This is a genomic window from Staphylococcus sp. GW821-FHT11H10 (assembly GCF_058807855.1).
This window is the reverse complement of record NZ_JBXARC010000035.1, coordinates 1-15,749: the sequence shown is the minus strand read 5'-3', so window position 1 is coordinate 15,749 and position 15,749 is coordinate 1. Positions and strand designations below refer to the sequence as shown.

Below are 15,749 nucleotides of genomic sequence, written 5' to 3'. Positions count from 1 at the left end.
TGCGCCATTTTTGTATTCAAACATAAAAATTGGACTGATGATTTTTAGTCATCAGTCCAATTTATTATAGAGCCATTATATTAAAGAAAAAGCCAACGTTATCACTTGCTTGAATCAGTGTGATCGTTGGCTTTAGTTTACTTACAATTATTTATTTTTGATGTTTATTATCATCTTTGTATACGTATAATTTAAAATATTTACCTTCTGTTTTCATCTCTTTATAGAAATCTGCGATGATTTGAGCATTACTTTCTGCCCATTTAATATCAGTAGCATATTGATGTTCACCTGGATTTTTAGGATTCCATCTCATACTGTATAGCGTATTTTGATCATCATGTGATAGGAAGTGTTGGTGAATAAAATCAGCCCCACCTTTGATAGCTTTCTCTGGAGTATCCCAACCGTGTTTTTTTGCGTATTCTGAACCAGTTTTAATAGGATCACTATCAAGAGCACCTACACCATAGAAGTTATAATATTTTTTACCATCAATTTCTACACCATTGGCTAATTCACTTTTAACTGAACCAGTTTCTAATAAAGCGTGAGAAATTAAATAAACTTCATTCACATGTTTCTCTTTAGCAGCACTAATAAATGCATCAGTATGCTTTAATAACATAGGTCGATCGAATAACATACGCTTAATACGGTTTTCATCAATACCTTGATATTTAGATAAATCTAAAAATTGATACTTTTGTTTGTCATCATCAATGAACTTACTACTGTCCATTGCAGCTTTTATTTCATTATCTGAAGCATCTCTCCAAGCAGTATTATTCTTGTTAGAGACTTGTTGACTTGTGTAGTTATCAATTTGTTTATCGGCAGCTTTATTTAGTGTAACGTTTAAATGCTCTACTTTTTCTTCTTCATTTACTTTTTTAAAGAATATTTGATCTGAAATCATAGTAAAGAAAATAAAACCTGCTGCGACTAAAACAATCAATAACCCCACTAGGCTAATAATTGAGCCTTTTTTGTGCTTCGTCATATTCACACCTCTTAGGTCAATGTTGTTTTTTCTTTAAAATCTTTATGATAATAAAGTTTAACATTATTAATTCTTATAAACAATTTTATACTTGCAATGTTACATATTCATAAAATAAAAGTAATCAAAATGAAACTTTGCAAAATAAAAAGTAATGAAACCTATAGAATTTCATTACTTGATTCTATAAAGCATAACTAGTAATTGTTAGTTATCTTTGCGATAATCCATCATGATAAAACTAGCTGCTTGAGATCTATTCTTGTAATAATATTGATTTAAATCAACTGTTCCTTCTATTTCACCATCTCGATACATCATTTCATTTGTGAAATTATTAATCATTACAAATTCAGAACGATCCCTAATTATGTCTAAATCATCATTTCTTGCAAAAAAATGCTCTAGATTTAAATGTGCGTAATCCAAATTTATACCTCCCACGTTACAAATTGACTAGAACTTAAATATATTTATGAATGTTAGGTATGTTCATAATTAATTGTCGCATTACTGAGTTACTTATGTCTTAAATCATTATTTTGCATACTTTCATTATTCTATGTTTACTATTTAACACCCTTTTTTCAAATTACGCAAATGATAATTTATATAAGTTAGTTTAAATTTTAGATATCCGGAAATTTTGTTTAAGTACTTAAACTAGGAGCGAATTCCAATCAAAATGAATTTTGACGAGATTTATCATAAATATCATAGATTTATTCATTATTTGTTAAAGCGTTATTACGTCAAGTATAATTATGATGAATTTTATCAGTTATTGCTAATTAAACTGTGGCAATTATCTAAGAATTACAATAAGAATTCAAATATTTGTTTATCCTCTTATCTCTATCAGCGGCTCAATTTTTACTTAATTGACTTATTTAGAAAAGAAAATTTAAAACCAGAATTAGTTGAAGTCGATGATTTGCAAACTCCTCAAATTACTTCTATTAATACAGAGACAACTTTCTTCAACTATAATGACATTTCCAAAATTTTAAATACACAAGAACTGGCATGGTATAACTATTTTATCCAAGGCTATAAACAATTCGAAATTGCCGACTTAATGCATGTCTCTTTATCGAGTATTAAAAAGTATAAATCCTCTTCTATAAAAAAGCTCACCGATTATTATTTTAAAGGTGAATAATATGATTCCACACAATTCTTACCATTTGCTTTATATTCAAACATTGCAACATAGTGAACATAAAACTAAATGCTGCTTTTCGACTTATGACATGGTGCTACCTTTTCCAATTAAAAAGGTACTAATTTATTATTTCGAACAGCATAATCAATCGTATTTGCAAAGGCTAAAGTTGGCAAAACGATTATTAGCAATTAATAAATTAGTACCTTTATATATATCTGACCAGGTTGTCCTCTTCCCTATTAAACATCAACGTGCACCTTTACAAACTTACATCAACGCATTAACAATTATTGGATTAACATCTACTACAAATGGCGTTATCATTACTTTTGAAAATAATATTCAATTACATGTTGATGAACCCTATTCGTTAATTTATAAAAAATGGCAAGAAAGTACATTATTGTATCATTTAGTACAAAAAACTATGCAGATTTATTAAATTTGTATTCTAACAATTTTTTTGTGAAAAATGCAGTAACTGATTTAATGAGTAATAAACTTACGATTGCAAGAAGTACTGCACCTATTAAAATTAAGATCACATTTATAACTGGCATTGAAACTTGTGGATTTATAAAATAATTCACTGCAGTAAGACTTGTAATAAATCCTGTTAAAAATAACCCTAGCAAGAAAGCATAAATGAGTACCATTCCTATTAGTAAAAATAACAATGTGGAACTTGCTACTTCTTTTTGTTTAAATATGTTATTTTTTAAAAATTGATTTGCGTACTGAATTGGTTTGCGATATTTCTTTGACTGAATATCCCCTTCATTACCCTCTACCTCATTATGGTAATGCGTTAAATTATTTTGTAATAGCTTTTTTTCCTTTTTATTTAAAAACCACAATTGCTTTTTAACTTTCTCTTCAAATTCTGTATGTTTCATACTATGTGGTTATCTCCTTCTAATATTATTTCTTTTAAATTTTAGCGAAGTTCTCATTTACTTACAAGTTAAAAATCAAAAGCTTTACTATATAAAAATACTCCGTTTCTATATGAAAGAGATTGATTTAGAGAATCTACACATAGACATGAAAGTGTTAATTGTGTGTAGAAGTTCTAAGCAATATCTTATAGAACGGAGTTATTTTAATTTTTAAATCTTAAAGAATAGATAAACCTGAGCTTTGAATATCCTTAGCGAAACCTTTTACAGTATCAACTGATAATTCATTAATATCTCGACCTAAATTAGTATTTACTTTCTTAACTACATCTGCTGGACATGTAATAATGTCGGCACCAATTTCATCTGCTTGAATAACATTAAATAGTTCACGACAACTTGCCCATAATAATTTAACGCCTTCTTTACTATGCGCCACATCTACTGATTCTTTCATCAAAGGTAATGGGTCAACACCAGTATCAGCTATTCTACCTGCAAATACTGAAATATATGTAGGTACTCCTTCAGTTACCGCTTCAGTAATTTCTTTTACTTGCTCAATAGTGTAAACTGCAGTAACATTTAAACGCACATTGTCCGCTGATAATTTTTTTATTAACGGAATTGTTGATTCGCCTTTAGTATTCACAACTGGAATTTTGACAAAAACATTATCACCATATTGTTTTAATATTTCAGCTTCTTTTTCCATAGTTTCTAAATCATCAGCGAATACTTCAAATGAAATAGATGCATCTGGAATTTCTTTAACCGCTTCTTCAGCGAATGATTTATAGTCTGTTACACCCGCTTTAGCCATTAAGCTAGGATTAGTAGTGAATCCGTCTACCTCTTTATTTTTATATGCTGCTTTCATTTGTTCAATATCTGCGCCATCTGCAAATACTTCGACATTTAATTTTGCCATTTCATTCTTCCTCCTTTAAGTTCGATTACGATGATAGTTAAATTACATCACAATAGATTTCTTATATGTATATGCTTCTTTTCATATGATGATCAGACTATTCCGCATCAATAAAATATTTATAAATTATTTATATCATTCTTAGAAACACTTGGCGAATGTTTTGCTTTTTAACAAAATTAATTGTCAAATTCACTAGTCACTATTAAATGTTAATTAAAATATGGTAATATGATTAGATGATATTAGGTAGGAGGAACATTATGTCTAAGCCAAAAAAATACTTCTATATCTCAATAATTTTACTCATCATAAGTTTTTATTTTAATACATTCAACCCACTATTAAGTCAGCAAATTACTTCTGTTAAATATTTACTTATTGCGTGCAGTATCATTAATGTGATTATATTAATTGCTTCTATTATATTTTCAGATAAAGCGATTAAACATTTAGGTGATAAACAAGGATGGATAAGAATTGCGAGTAAAATTTTGCCAATAATTATCTTGTTTGTTATCTTATTCCATATCTATGCCTCAATTAAGACATTTGGTATATTGTCGTAAACTTTTTTAAATACCAGAACTAACTTTCTAAGTTAAAAAATAATTATCGATTAGTGTTTATCGTAATAAAAATAATGAATAGGTGTGATAAAATGCAATATTTATTTGTGTTTATTGGGGGCTTATTTGGAGCATTACTAAGATATGTCTTATCAACTCTTAATGTCGATTCTGGATTACCACTCGGTACATTAATTGCGAATATTGTGGGTGCATTTTTAATGGGATATTTATCTTCTTTATCCATTCATTTTTTTAAAAATAACCCATTAATTAAAAAAGGTGTCACAACGGGATTACTAGGTGCTTTAACTACCTTTTCAACCTTCCAATTTGAGTTAGTTACAATGTCGCAAAATAATAGTATCGCTTTGCTCTTTATCTATGGCTTAACCAGTTATATAGGAGGCATTCTTTTCTGCTGGTTTGGTGTTAAATTAGGGGGGCAACCTACATGATACATATACTATTTATTATGATAGGTGGTGGCATTGGTGCTGTTATCAGAGCTTGGTTAACAGATGTCTTTAAAAGTAAAATAACGTCACCTATACCGATTGCAACTTTAATAGTCAATCTCGTTGGTAGTTTCTTAATTGGCTTCGTATTTGGGATTGCTCAAGATTATCAATTATTTTCACTGTTTTTTATAACTGGCGTCCTTGGAGGATTAACAACCTTTTCAACTTTGTCTTATGAACTCGTCCAATTTATTTCGCCAAGTTTTAAACCTGTTCAATTTTTTAGTTATTCTATTTTACAATTTGTAATAGGGTTTACCTCATGCTTTATTGGTTATACGATATAAATAAATACACTTCATAGTTTTAAGATTAAATCTTGCAACTACGAAGTGTATTTTTACATTTTATATTAATGTCCTTCAAATGTTGCTGGATCAGGACCAATGCGTTGATCTTTATTTAGAGAATCAATTCGTTCCATTTGTTCATCTGTTAGTTTGAAATCAAAAACATTAATATTTTCCTCTATTCTTTGGGGTGTAACTGATTTAGGAATAACGATGACACCATGTTGCATGTTCCAACGAATGACGACTTGTGCTGCCGATTTATTAACTTCTTTACCAATTTGATTAAGTGTTTCATCATCTAAGATTTGGGCATTCATAAATGGTGACCATGACTCCATATGGATATTTTGTACTTCTAAATATTTACGTAGTTTATTTTGAGTGAAATATGGATGAAATTCTACTTGGTTGATGACTGGCTTAATAGAAACTTGAGCTAATAAAGCTTCAAAGTGTTCTGCATTGAAGTTACTTACACCAATATTTTTAACCTTATCATCTTTATATAAATCTTCCATACCTTTCCATGTATCAATCATTATTGCTTCATTGGTACCAGGCCAATGAACAAGATATAAATCTAAATAATCTAGTCCTAATTTATTGATACTTGTTTCATAAGCATTTGCAACATTTTCACGCCCAAAATCTTCAAAATATAGTTTTGATGTAATGAATAAATCTTTACGTTCTAACCCAGTAGCTTCTAGACCTTCCTTAATGCCTAAACCAACTTGTTCTTCATTACCATATACTTTAGCTGTATCAATACTACGATAACCTGAGACAATTGCATGCTTAACTGCCTCCTTACATTCATCGTTATTTTCTACTCTAAAAGTACCAATTCCAACTTTAGGCATTGTGTGACCATTATAAAATTCAATTGTTTCCATAAAAGAAACCTCTTTTCTTCTTATTTTAATAATTACTACTCTATTCCCAAAAATGTCCATATTGAAAACTTTAATATTAGTTTAGTTTATTATTTAAATAAGCTTCTCCTCAAAATTAAAAAGGGAGTGGGACAGAATTCTTTTTAAATTCGTCGTCCCACCCCCGCAAGGATGACTAGAACTGAAAAAAGCTTGAGTTAAGCGCATTTTCAGTTCAGTCAGCTACTGCGAATTTGCAAAATAGCATCATCATATTATTTATGTCCCAGGCTCTAATACTAATTAAATGATTCAATTTTATCCATAACATTTTGTAATTCATCTACGTTATATTGAATACGTCCATGGAATACAAATTTATTAAAGAACTCATCTAATTGATCAGGTCCAACTAGAACTTTAACACTTGAACTTTGTGCATAATTTGAAATCGTTACGTCTCCATCGTGTTTAGGATTAAAGTATAAAATCGCAGTTGGCGTATATTTAGCACCTAATTGTGTTTGCAAGTCTGACGCTAACTTTTCAATTGAAGTAAGTTGATCTGAATAATTAACGAATGACAACGAAGATTTATCTTCATTTTGATCGAGTACTAGCGTTTGAGGTGACTTAGCATCTAAATCTAAAGTACTAAATACATGCTCCATCATAGGCAATTCGTTAAATTGCTTATCACTTATACCTTGATAAACATGCCCTTTTAATAGTTGAGAATCTATAATATATAGACCTGTACGAGTAAGTACAAGGTGACTAATGCGTTCAATATCATTGAATTCATTACTTGGTAAGAAGATGTTTGCCATAATATGCATATCTTCAGGTCTAATACGTTTTTCTTTCACTAAACGATCTCTAATTCCAATTAAGCGCATATCTGTAACATATTCACTTTTGTTTTTTGAGAATAGTTTCAATGCATCAATTTCACGATCTTTACCGCTTACAGTTGCATCAAAATCTTCTTTTTGTTTAGTAACTTGCTTTTTATTTTGTATGCGTTCTTTCTCTAGGGCTTCGTCATGTGACGCTTTCATTTGCTTTTCTTTTAAGTCGTATTCTTCTTTTGTTTTCTGTTTAATATTGTTTTTACTTTTAAGTGTAACTAAGAATAATATTAAACAGATAATTGCAACTACAATTGCTACGATTAAACCAATTTCGATTGGTCCAAATGAATTCATTAAATCAACGCTCCTTTAATCTATCAGTAAATCTAATTATAATGGAAACTATCTATAATTTCGACAATTTCTTTTATATTATTTAAAGCGTTTATTAAGCTTGAACAGCATCTTTTAATACATTGACTTTATCTAATTTCTCCCATGGTAACAATACATCCGTTCTACCAAAGTGACCATAAGCAGCAGTTTGTTTGTATATAGGATGCTTTAAGTCTAACATTTTAATGATGCCTGCTGGACGTAAATCAAAGTTAGCTCTGACAGCTTCAACAAGTTGAGCCTCGGAAACTTTGCCCGTTTTAAATGTATCAATTGAAATTGAAACTGGTTCAGCCACTCCAATAGCATAAGCAAGTTGTACTTCACATTGGTCTGCTAGTCCTGCAGCAACAATATTTTTAGCTACATATCTTGCCGCATAAGCTGCTGATCGGTCTACTTTAGTTGGGTCTTTACCACTAAAGCAACCTCCTCCATGACGTGCATAACCACCATAAGTATCAACAATGATTTTACGTCCTGTTAATCCAGCATCACCTTGAGGTCCACCGATAACAAATCTTCCAGTAGGATTGATAAAGAATTTCGTTTCATTATCAATTAATCCTTCAGGAACTGTTGGGTATATTACATGTTCTTTAATGTCACTTTGAATTTGTTCTAATTCAATGTCATCCGCATGTTGAGATGACACTACAATCGTATCAATACGCTTAGGTTTATCTGATTCGTCGTATTCAACTGTAACTTGAACCTTACCATCAGGTCTTAAATAATCTAGAATACCATCTTTACGTACATCTGATAAACGCTTCGCTAATTGATGAGATAAAAAGATAGGTAGAGGCATATATGTTTCTGTTTCATTTGTAGCATATCCGAACATTAAACCTTGGTCACCGGCACCAGTAGCTTCAATCTCTTCTTCTGAAATATCATTTCTGTATTCAAGTGCTTTGTCGACACCTTGTGCAATATCAGGTGACTGCTCATCGATTGCAGTTAAAACTGCCATAGTTTGGTAATCATAGCCATATTTAGCACGAGTGTAGCCAATACCTTTAATTGTTTCTCTTACAACTTTAGGTATATCTACATAAGTTGATGTAGATATTTCACCTGAAATTAGAGCCATTCCAGTTGTTACAGTAGTTTCACAAGCAACACGTGCATTAGGATCATCTTTTAAGATTTCATCTAAAATGGCATCAGATACTTGGTCAGCAATCTTATCTGGATGTCCTTCTGTCACTGATTCTGAAGTAAATAAACGTTTATTATAAGTCATGATTTGCTCCTTTTATAACTATATTTACGAAAATTCTCTTTTAATTGTGAGCTCAAAAATAAAAGAGCCTTCTTCACTATTCAAGACAGAGAGAAGGCTCTTAAACGTCCATTCGCTCTTATCGTTCAGACGAGTATATGTCTGCAAACGGTTTGGCACCTTTCTTTAAAAAAAGAGGTTGCTGGGTTTCATTGGGTCCATGTCCCTCCACCACTCAGGATAAGAGAATCCGTTAAGAACTATACTACCTAATTCATTTATTAATGTCAATTTTGTTTTTACATGTTTTTTTGTCTTTTCCAGGTGGAATAATTACGGCATTATGTTATACTATTTTCATGTAAAGGCTTACAATATTGAATTTCTATAACACACGCTGGAGGGATTGGGTATGTCAGTAGATACATACGGCGAAACACCTAAAATTAAAAAATTATTGGAAAAAGAAAGCTCTCTTTTTCAGCTTTCAACAACTCAACTTTATTACAAAATTATGGATAATAATGAAGGAGAATTAACTGAACTTGGTGCTATCAATGCAAGCACAGGTAAATACACTGGACGTTCACCTAAAGATAAATTCATTGTTACAGAACCTTCTTATAAAGATAATATTCATTGGGGAGATATCAACCAACCTATCGATGAAGAAACTTTCTTAAATCTCTACTCTAAAGTTTTAGACTATCTTGATAAAAAAGACGAACTTTACGTTTTTAATGGTTATGCAGGTAGTGACAAAGACACACAATTGAAACTTACAGTTATCAATGAACTTGCATGGCATAACCTTTTTGCTCAAAACATGTTTATCCGCCCAGATTCTAAAGAAGAAGCTAGTAATATAAAACCTAACTTCACAATTGTTTCAGCACCTCACTTTAAAGCTGATCCTGAAGTTGATGGAACTAAATCAGAAACTTTTGTTATCATTTCATTCAAACATAAAACCATTTTAATTGGTGGTACAGAGTATGCTGGTGAGATGAAAAAAGGTATCTTCTCAGTAATGAACTACTTGCTTCCAATGCAAGATATTATGAGTATGCATTGTTCTGCGAATGTTGGAGATAAAGGAGACGTAGCCTTATTCTTCGGATTATCAGGTACAGGTAAAACAACTTTATCAGCAGCACCGGATAGAAAATTGATTGGTGATGATGAACACGGTTGGAATAAAAATGGTATTTTCAATATTGAAGGCGGTTGTTACGCAAAAGCAATCAACCTTTCTAAAGAAAAAGAACCTCAAATTTATAACGCGATTCAATACGGTACTATATTAGAGAATACTGTGGTTAACGAGCGTGGTGCTGTTGATTTCGATGATAATTCATATACTGAAAATACACGTGCTGCCTATCCAATTCATCACATTGATAATATTGTATTACCATCTAAAGCAGCACATCCTAATACAATAATTTTCTTAACTGCTGACGCATTTGGTGTACTTCCACCTATTGCTAAATTAACTAAATCTCAAGCGATGTACCATTTCTTAAGTGGTTTCACTTCTAAATTAGCTGGAACTGAGCGTGGCGTTACTGAACCAGAACCATCATTCTCAACTTGTTTTGGTGCACCTTTCTTACCACTTAATCCTATTAAATATGCAGATTTATTAGGTGAACTAATAGATAAACATGATGTTGATGTATACTTAGTTAACACTGGATGGACTGGTGGTAAATATGGCGTAGGTAGACGTATTAGTCTACATTACACTCGTTATATGGTAGATCAAGCAATTAAAGGTAAATTGAAAAATGCAGAGTTTACAAAAGATGAGAAATTCGGTTTAAGTATTCCTACTGAAATGGAAGATGTTCCTAAAACAATACTTAATCCAATTAATGCTTGGAGTGATTCTGATAAATATCGCGCTCAAGCCGATGACTTAATCCAACGTTTTGAAGAAAACTTCAAGAAATTCGGTCCAGAAGTTGAAGAAATTGCTAACACTGGTGGCTTTAAAAAATAATTAAATATTTATTAAAAAGGCAACGTATAATGCGTACTGTATTGAACCCTTATACGTTGTCTTATTATATTTCTTCACACTTCGTCATCCATTGATGCACATAATCGAGCGCTAATTTCATTGCTTGTGGTCTAGGTACATGCCCTTCATCAAGTTGATAAAATGTGTCGTGAACAACACCTTTTAATTTCAATTGTTCTTCCAAGTAATAGGCATGATGAATACCTACTTGTTTATCCTTGCCACCATGAACTATTAAAATTGGTGAACTATTAGAATCAATAAGTTTTATCGCATCTCTTTGGTCATAAGATTCTTTATTTTTGGAAGGATGTCCTACCATTCGACGCAACATCCCTCTTAAATCAGTACGTTCTTCATACATCAAGTGCATACTTGATACACCACCCCAGATGATGTAACTATCGACTGGGTAATCTTGATATGTAAGTAGTCCTTGTATTCCACCTCTTGAGAAACCAATCATGTGTATATATGCATTAGGAAATCGTTGTTTAAGTATCTTTATGAGATAGGTAACATCTTTTAAATCAGCGTTAGCAAACTCATCTCTACCTTCACTTCCATTACTTCCTCTATAGTAAGGACCTACAACTAAGGTATTTTCATTTGCAAACTGCATTAGTCTTGCTGCACGTACACGTCCGACTTGTCCCTTACCTCCTCGCAAATATACTACGATTCTTTTTACTGTCTTCTTTAAAGGGCACATCTGTAATGCTTTTACTTTTAAACCCTCAACTTTATAGGTAATTTCATCGAATTGATGCGTTCTTGATGCTATAGGCATTTTCTTAGTCGCGATAATATCCAAGTTCTATCATCCTCTCGACACATTTAAGAATTGCATTATCTTGTATTAAATAACTTTGTTTATCTAATGGAATAGAATTAATATTATCAAATAATAATGGCCCTCTCGTTTCTAAATAATCACTTTTCTCTTCAAATGATTTAACCTTCACGATATATACATCTTTTTTGAAAATTGAGTTATCGAATGTATGAACCTGATACTGAGCAATATAATCTATCGTTTCAGGTATGCCTCCTGTTTCTTCAAAAAGTTCTCTCTTGATTGCTTGTATACTTTGTTCTCCTTCTTCAACCTTACCACCTGGAAACTCAATGCCACGCATTTTGTGCTGAGTAAAAAGTAACTGGTTCTTATATAGTGGAATAGCTAAAACATGATTACCATCAGGACAGTCGTTGTTCGTTTTGTAACTCATTGTGACACGTCTATTATCTTTATCTAGAAACTCCATGTTCCATACTACTCCCTTCAATATGTTAAACTAATTTATAATCGTATTACTGGTTGGAGGCCTATAATGTTAAAAAAATTATTTCTTGGAATAATCCATATCTATCAACGCTATATTTCACCTATGACGCCACCTACATGCAGATTTTATCCTACGTGCTCAGAATATACGCGAGAAGCGATTGAAGTTTATGGCCCATTCAAAGGTGGCTATATGGGAATTCGTCGCATTCTTAAATGTCATCCTCTTCATAAAGGTGGATTTGATCCAGTTCCTTTAAAAAAGGATAAACATAGACACTAATTTAATTTAAGCAATTTTGATTTATCGATTTGAGGGGGGTGAAATGAAATCATCCCCTCTTTTAATTTACCGACACCTTGCGTGAAATCGTCAGTAAAATAATAACCATCTGGGGTTACATCCCCAGGATAATCACCTTCTCGAGCTAATAATGCAGTAAAGTAACGACTTAGTCCATATTCGTACATTCCACCTATAACCACTTTAATATCAATTGATTTCAATTCACGAATCAATGATTGTACTCTATCAAGACCACCCAATCTAAATGGTTTAACAACCACTACTTTAACCGGGAATTGGTTAACAATTGAGATAATACTATTTATATCAGTAGCTTTTTCATCGAGTGCAATTGCAGGGTATTGCGTATGATCAATGTGTAAAATTGAAGACAACGATTTGAATGGCTCCTCTACATAAAGTATATTTTGGTCATTTATAGATTCTAATTTTTGAAAATCTGAAACATCTAGTGACTCATTAGCATCTAATGCTAATTCAAAATCATAAGGTAATATGTCATCTAAAAGTGAGATGTCATCATTCAGTTGACCTGTCCATTTCAACTTTATACGTTTGGGTTGAGTTTGTTTTAAGTACTCAAGTTGTTGTGCACTTATGCCACTTATCGTTGCACCATACGCTACTTTAAACTTCGGTAAATCATGATACATCTGATAAATCGCCATAACCAAAGTACTTCTCGCTGCGGGATAATTGTCAAGTATATCTAAATATGGTTTCCAATCTTCATATTTATGAAAAGAGTTTTTAACAATACTTTCCGACCATTGCGAAAGTATTTCTTGTACAGTTTCAATCGTTTCTTCGTTGTACCAATTTGTTTCAAATGCATTGCACTCTCCAAAAAAAGATTGATCATCTTCACTTAAAATTTCAACAATAAGCGCTTTTCGGTGTGTCATTTTAACTTTGGGAGTTATAATTGGATTTACAAATTCCTGATTGTAAAGATACAAATTCACTGCTTTAATCAACATATTAATGTCCTCTATTTATCATTTTATTGCGTTGTAATTTACCTGTAGAAGTGTACGGTAAACTTTCAACCTGATGAAAGGCTTTGGGTACTTTATATTTTGCCAAATACGTTTTCAAATATTTAGTTAATTCTATTTCTGGAATTGTATCATCCGAAACATAATATAGTACTGGTATTTGACCCCATGTCTCATCCTCTTGCGCTACACATACAGCGTCATTAATATCTGAATGTGTTTTAGCAATTGATTCAATCTCATATGGATAAATATTTTCCCCACCACTTATGATCAAATCTTTGCGACGATCATAAACCATCACAAATCCTTCCTCATCAATTTCTGCTATATCACCAGTCTTAAAGTATCCATCCTCAAAAGTATCGCTCAACCCTGCTGGATATAAATAACCGTTCATTACATTATTCCCTTTTATGAGAAGTTCGCCATGACCTTCACTATTTGGATGTTTAATACGTACATTAACGTTTTCACTTGGTTTGCCGACAGTATCATACCGTTGTGCAAGCATCTCGGGTGTAGCAGTTAGAAATTGAGAACACGTTTCTGTCATTCCAAATGAATTGTATATCGGTAACTGATAATTTAGGGCTTCATCAATTAATGTAGTTGATAATTTGGCACCTCCAAGTAATATTTTCTCAATTGAGAACGGTTGGTTTAATCCTGCATCCATAAGCCATTTAAGCGTTTGTGGGACTAGTGATATATGGGTAGGTCCTTCTTCCTTAATGATCGATAACATCGTTTGTGTATTATATTTTTCCAATATACGTACCGTAAAACCCTCAATTATAGAACGTAATAAAACACTAAGACCTGAAATATGATATATCGGTAAAACAGATAACCATTTAGTGGTTTCATCATATCCTAAACTTTCTTTACACCCAATTGCACTTGCATAATGATTTTTAAAGGTTTGTGGTACTGCTTTTTGAGGACCTGTCGTTCCAGATGTAAACATAATCGAAGCAATTCGATCATAATTACATGTTTGATTATTGATACGTTTTGAATATTGTTCTATTTCAGATATATGTATTACATTAAAATCCGACAAGTGAAATGGTTGCGTCGTTAATATTGTTGATACATTGATGGAATTCATTTGATTTATCATTTCAGTTTCTGTTAATCGCGTGTTTAGCATTGCTATTTCAACATTAGCTAACCAACAAGCGTTAATCAGCGTGATAGACGCAATATCGTTTTTAATATACAATCCTACTCTATTATTATTTAAAGAAAGAATTTGTTCTGATATTGAAAATGCTTTATCATACAATTCCTTAAAAGTTATAGAATGATTTCCATCTGTAACTGCTACCTTATCTCTATTTTTAATACTTTGCTCTTTTAACCAAAAATCCACTGTTCATTCCTCCATATAAATACATTATAATTATAACGATAATTTAGTTAGTTAGCATTGGTTGTGTTTAAGAAGCAGCATATTTCAGTGATATTAGCTTATTACAAATTGACATTTTGGAAAATTTCAATCATTAAACAATGAATTAGTTTTATTTTTTAAATTAAAAAAGAGTTTAAAGTGATGATTACCACTTTAAACTCAAATAAGCTATGATATTCAATTATTGCCTAGCCTCATAGTAGGCTGGCTACTGATTTCAATGTATTTCGTTTTATAAGTTCCACGCATTGTCGTTGATATATGAATATTATAATATATTTATATAATAATTTAAATATTAAAATCTAATTATTCTTAAATTTTCTTATCTCGATCCATAATCTAATAGTTGAATGTCACCAACATGATTAAAAACTGAACTTGTTTATTCCGTTTATCTATGTTTTTAATACTCTTAAATATTAATATGATATGAGAAAAGAGCTAGCGTATCCACTACACTAGCTCCTTTTTCTGCTTGTTTTGAAATTTTCATTTTAAACCCTCGAAATTCAATGTATTTCGTTTATAAACTCAACGCACTATGTTGAGCTTAATATAATATTAAAAGATATTTTTTATTATTAATTCTAAAATTTAGTTTTACCCACGCACTTCATTAAAAAGTTGCTTTTCATCACAATTTCAACAATAAAAAAATCAAGGTCAACGTGCCAGAAATTTTATTTTCTAGACACTTCTTTGACACTTGCTCACTCTAAACCATATTATGATAGACTTTTATAATGGAGAACAAGGGATTCGAACCCTTGAAGCGCTTGTGGCGCTTACACACTTTCCAGGCGTGCTCCTTCGGCCAGACTCGGACAGTTCTCCTCAATATTAATAACTAAATTACATAAAAAAACAGAAGCGATATTTCACTTCTGTTTGTATGACTCCTACGGGACTCGAACCCGTGTTACCGCCGTGAAAGGGCGGTGTCTTAACCGCTTGACCAAGGAGCCATGGC

At 31.7% G+C, this 15,749-nt stretch carries 18 protein-coding genes, 2 tRNA genes and 1 riboswitch; of the genes, 7 read left to right on the top strand and 13 right to left on the bottom strand.

The features are described from left to right. Window positions 1-151: 151 nt before the first annotated feature. Window positions 152-1,003: a peptidoglycan release complex glucosaminidase SagB gene (gene sagB, locus AC1RRU_RS12105; RefSeq protein ID WP_011275451.1), complete on the bottom strand. Its 852-nt coding sequence runs from the start codon at window positions 1,001-1,003 to the stop codon at window positions 152-154. Window positions 1,004-1,210: 207 nt separating this feature from the next. Next, window positions 1,211-1,432: a hypothetical protein gene (locus AC1RRU_RS12100; protein WP_011275450.1), complete on the bottom strand. Its 222-nt coding sequence runs from the start codon at window positions 1,430-1,432 to the stop codon at window positions 1,211-1,213. A 256-nt stretch (window positions 1,433-1,688) separates the two neighbouring features. Between AC1RRU_RS12100 and AC1RRU_RS12095 the strand changes: the two genes are divergently transcribed. Then, on the top strand, window positions 1,689-2,165 hold the full coding sequence (locus tag AC1RRU_RS12095) for a sigma-70 family RNA polymerase sigma factor (RefSeq protein WP_011275449.1): 477 nt from the start codon (window positions 1,689-1,691) through the stop codon (window positions 2,163-2,165). 1 nt (window position 2,166) lies between these two features. Then, a complete protein-coding gene (locus AC1RRU_RS12090) occupies window positions 2,167-2,613 on the top strand; it encodes a competence protein ComK (protein WP_011275448.1) in 447 nt (148 codons plus the stop codon). Here AC1RRU_RS12090 and AC1RRU_RS12085 read toward each other — a convergent pair. Both AC1RRU_RS12085 and AC1RRU_RS12080 read right to left on the bottom strand, forming a co-directional pair. After that, the gene (locus AC1RRU_RS12085; protein ID WP_011275447.1) at window positions 2,597-3,067 is read right to left on the bottom strand and encodes a membrane protein; all 471 of its coding nucleotides are present in this window, start codon (window positions 3,065-3,067) and stop codon (window positions 2,597-2,599) included. The genes AC1RRU_RS12090 and AC1RRU_RS12085 overlap by 17 nt on opposite strands. Before the next feature lie 220 nt (window positions 3,068-3,287). Beyond that, window positions 3,288-4,001 carry a transaldolase gene (locus tag AC1RRU_RS12080; protein ID WP_011275446.1) on the bottom strand — a complete coding sequence of 238 codons (714 nt, stop codon included), beginning with the start codon at window positions 3,999-4,001 and terminating at the stop codon, window positions 3,288-3,290. 263 nt (window positions 4,002-4,264) lie between these two features. Between AC1RRU_RS12080 and AC1RRU_RS12075 the strand changes: the two genes are divergently transcribed. The 3 genes from AC1RRU_RS12075 (at window position 4,265) to AC1RRU_RS12065 (ending at window position 5,378) form a co-directional block, all read left to right on the top strand. After that, window positions 4,265-4,570: a hypothetical protein gene (locus AC1RRU_RS12075; protein WP_011275445.1), complete on the top strand. Its 306-nt coding sequence runs from the start codon at window positions 4,265-4,267 to the stop codon at window positions 4,568-4,570. A 92-nt stretch (window positions 4,571-4,662) separates the two neighbouring features. Next, on the top strand, window positions 4,663-5,028 hold the full coding sequence (gene crcB / locus AC1RRU_RS12070; protein ID WP_011275444.1) for a fluoride efflux transporter CrcB: 366 nt from the start codon (window positions 4,663-4,665) through the stop codon (window positions 5,026-5,028). Next, window positions 5,025-5,378 (top strand): fluoride efflux transporter FluC, encoded by a 354-nt coding sequence (locus AC1RRU_RS12065; RefSeq protein WP_053023387.1) that lies wholly within the window; start codon window positions 5,025-5,027, stop codon window positions 5,376-5,378. The genes crcB and AC1RRU_RS12065 overlap by 4 nt, the downstream gene beginning before the upstream one ends. A gap of 65 nt (window positions 5,379-5,443) precedes the next feature. On the opposite strand, the gene AC1RRU_RS12060 is transcribed toward AC1RRU_RS12065, so the two are convergent. The 3 genes from AC1RRU_RS12060 to metK form a co-directional block, all read right to left on the bottom strand. Next, on the bottom strand, window positions 5,444-6,280 hold the full coding sequence (locus AC1RRU_RS12060; RefSeq protein WP_049394687.1) for an aldo/keto reductase: 837 nt from the start codon (window positions 6,278-6,280) through the stop codon (window positions 5,444-5,446). Between the two features lie 278 nt (window positions 6,281-6,558). Beyond that, window positions 6,559-7,467, bottom strand: coding sequence for a hypothetical protein (locus AC1RRU_RS12055; protein ID WP_053017682.1), 909 nt, complete (start codon window positions 7,465-7,467; stop codon window positions 6,559-6,561). 94 nt (window positions 7,468-7,561) lie between these two features. Continuing rightward, window positions 7,562-8,758 carry a methionine adenosyltransferase gene (gene metK / locus AC1RRU_RS12050; protein WP_037538587.1) on the bottom strand — a complete coding sequence of 399 codons (1,197 nt, stop codon included), beginning with the start codon at window positions 8,756-8,758 and terminating at the stop codon, window positions 7,562-7,564. A 115-nt stretch (window positions 8,759-8,873) separates the two neighbouring features. Continuing rightward, window positions 8,874-8,984, bottom strand: a riboswitch (SAM riboswitch). 165 nt (window positions 8,985-9,149) lie between these two features. Here metK and pckA point away from each other — a divergent pair. Further along, window positions 9,150-10,742: a phosphoenolpyruvate carboxykinase (ATP) gene (gene pckA / locus AC1RRU_RS12045; protein ID WP_053017684.1), complete on the top strand. Its 1,593-nt coding sequence runs from the start codon at window positions 9,150-9,152 to the stop codon at window positions 10,740-10,742. Between the two features lie 64 nt (window positions 10,743-10,806). Here pckA and AC1RRU_RS12040 read toward each other — a convergent pair whose 3' ends face one another. Further along, entirely contained in the window at window positions 10,807-11,577 is a 771-nt protein-coding gene (locus AC1RRU_RS12040; RefSeq protein WP_011275437.1) for an alpha/beta hydrolase family protein, read from the bottom strand. Further along, the gene (ytkD, locus tag AC1RRU_RS12035; protein ID WP_011275436.1) at window positions 11,558-12,031 is read right to left on the bottom strand and encodes an RNA deprotection pyrophosphohydrolase; all 474 of its coding nucleotides are present in this window, start codon (window positions 12,029-12,031) and stop codon (window positions 11,558-11,560) included. The genes AC1RRU_RS12040 and ytkD overlap by 20 nt, the downstream gene beginning before the upstream one ends. A 66-nt stretch (window positions 12,032-12,097) precedes the next feature. Here ytkD and yidD point away from each other — a divergent pair, with 66 nt between their 5' ends. Then, a complete protein-coding gene (yidD, locus tag AC1RRU_RS12030; RefSeq protein ID WP_011275435.1) occupies window positions 12,098-12,334 on the top strand; it encodes a membrane protein insertion efficiency factor YidD in 237 nt (78 codons plus the stop codon). Here the strand turns inward: yidD and menC are convergent. The 4 genes from menC to AC1RRU_RS12010 form a co-directional block, all read right to left on the bottom strand. Next, a complete protein-coding gene (gene menC / locus AC1RRU_RS12025; RefSeq protein ID WP_053017685.1) occupies window positions 12,331-13,338 on the bottom strand; it encodes an o-succinylbenzoate synthase in 1,008 nt (335 codons plus the stop codon). The two genes, yidD and menC, sit on opposite strands and share 4 nt — an antisense overlap. A 1-nt stretch (window position 13,339) precedes the next feature. After that, complete coding sequence (menE, locus tag AC1RRU_RS12020) at window positions 13,340-14,734, bottom strand: o-succinylbenzoate--CoA ligase (protein WP_070855350.1); 1,395 nt, start codon at window positions 14,732-14,734, stop codon at window positions 13,340-13,342. Window positions 14,735-15,523: 789 nt separating this feature from the next. Then, window positions 15,524-15,613, bottom strand: a tRNA-Ser gene (locus tag AC1RRU_RS12015). A gap of 59 nt (window positions 15,614-15,672) precedes the next feature. Beyond that, window positions 15,673-15,744: transfer RNA gene (locus AC1RRU_RS12010), tRNA-Glu, on the bottom strand. Window positions 15,745-15,749 lie beyond the last annotated feature (5 nt).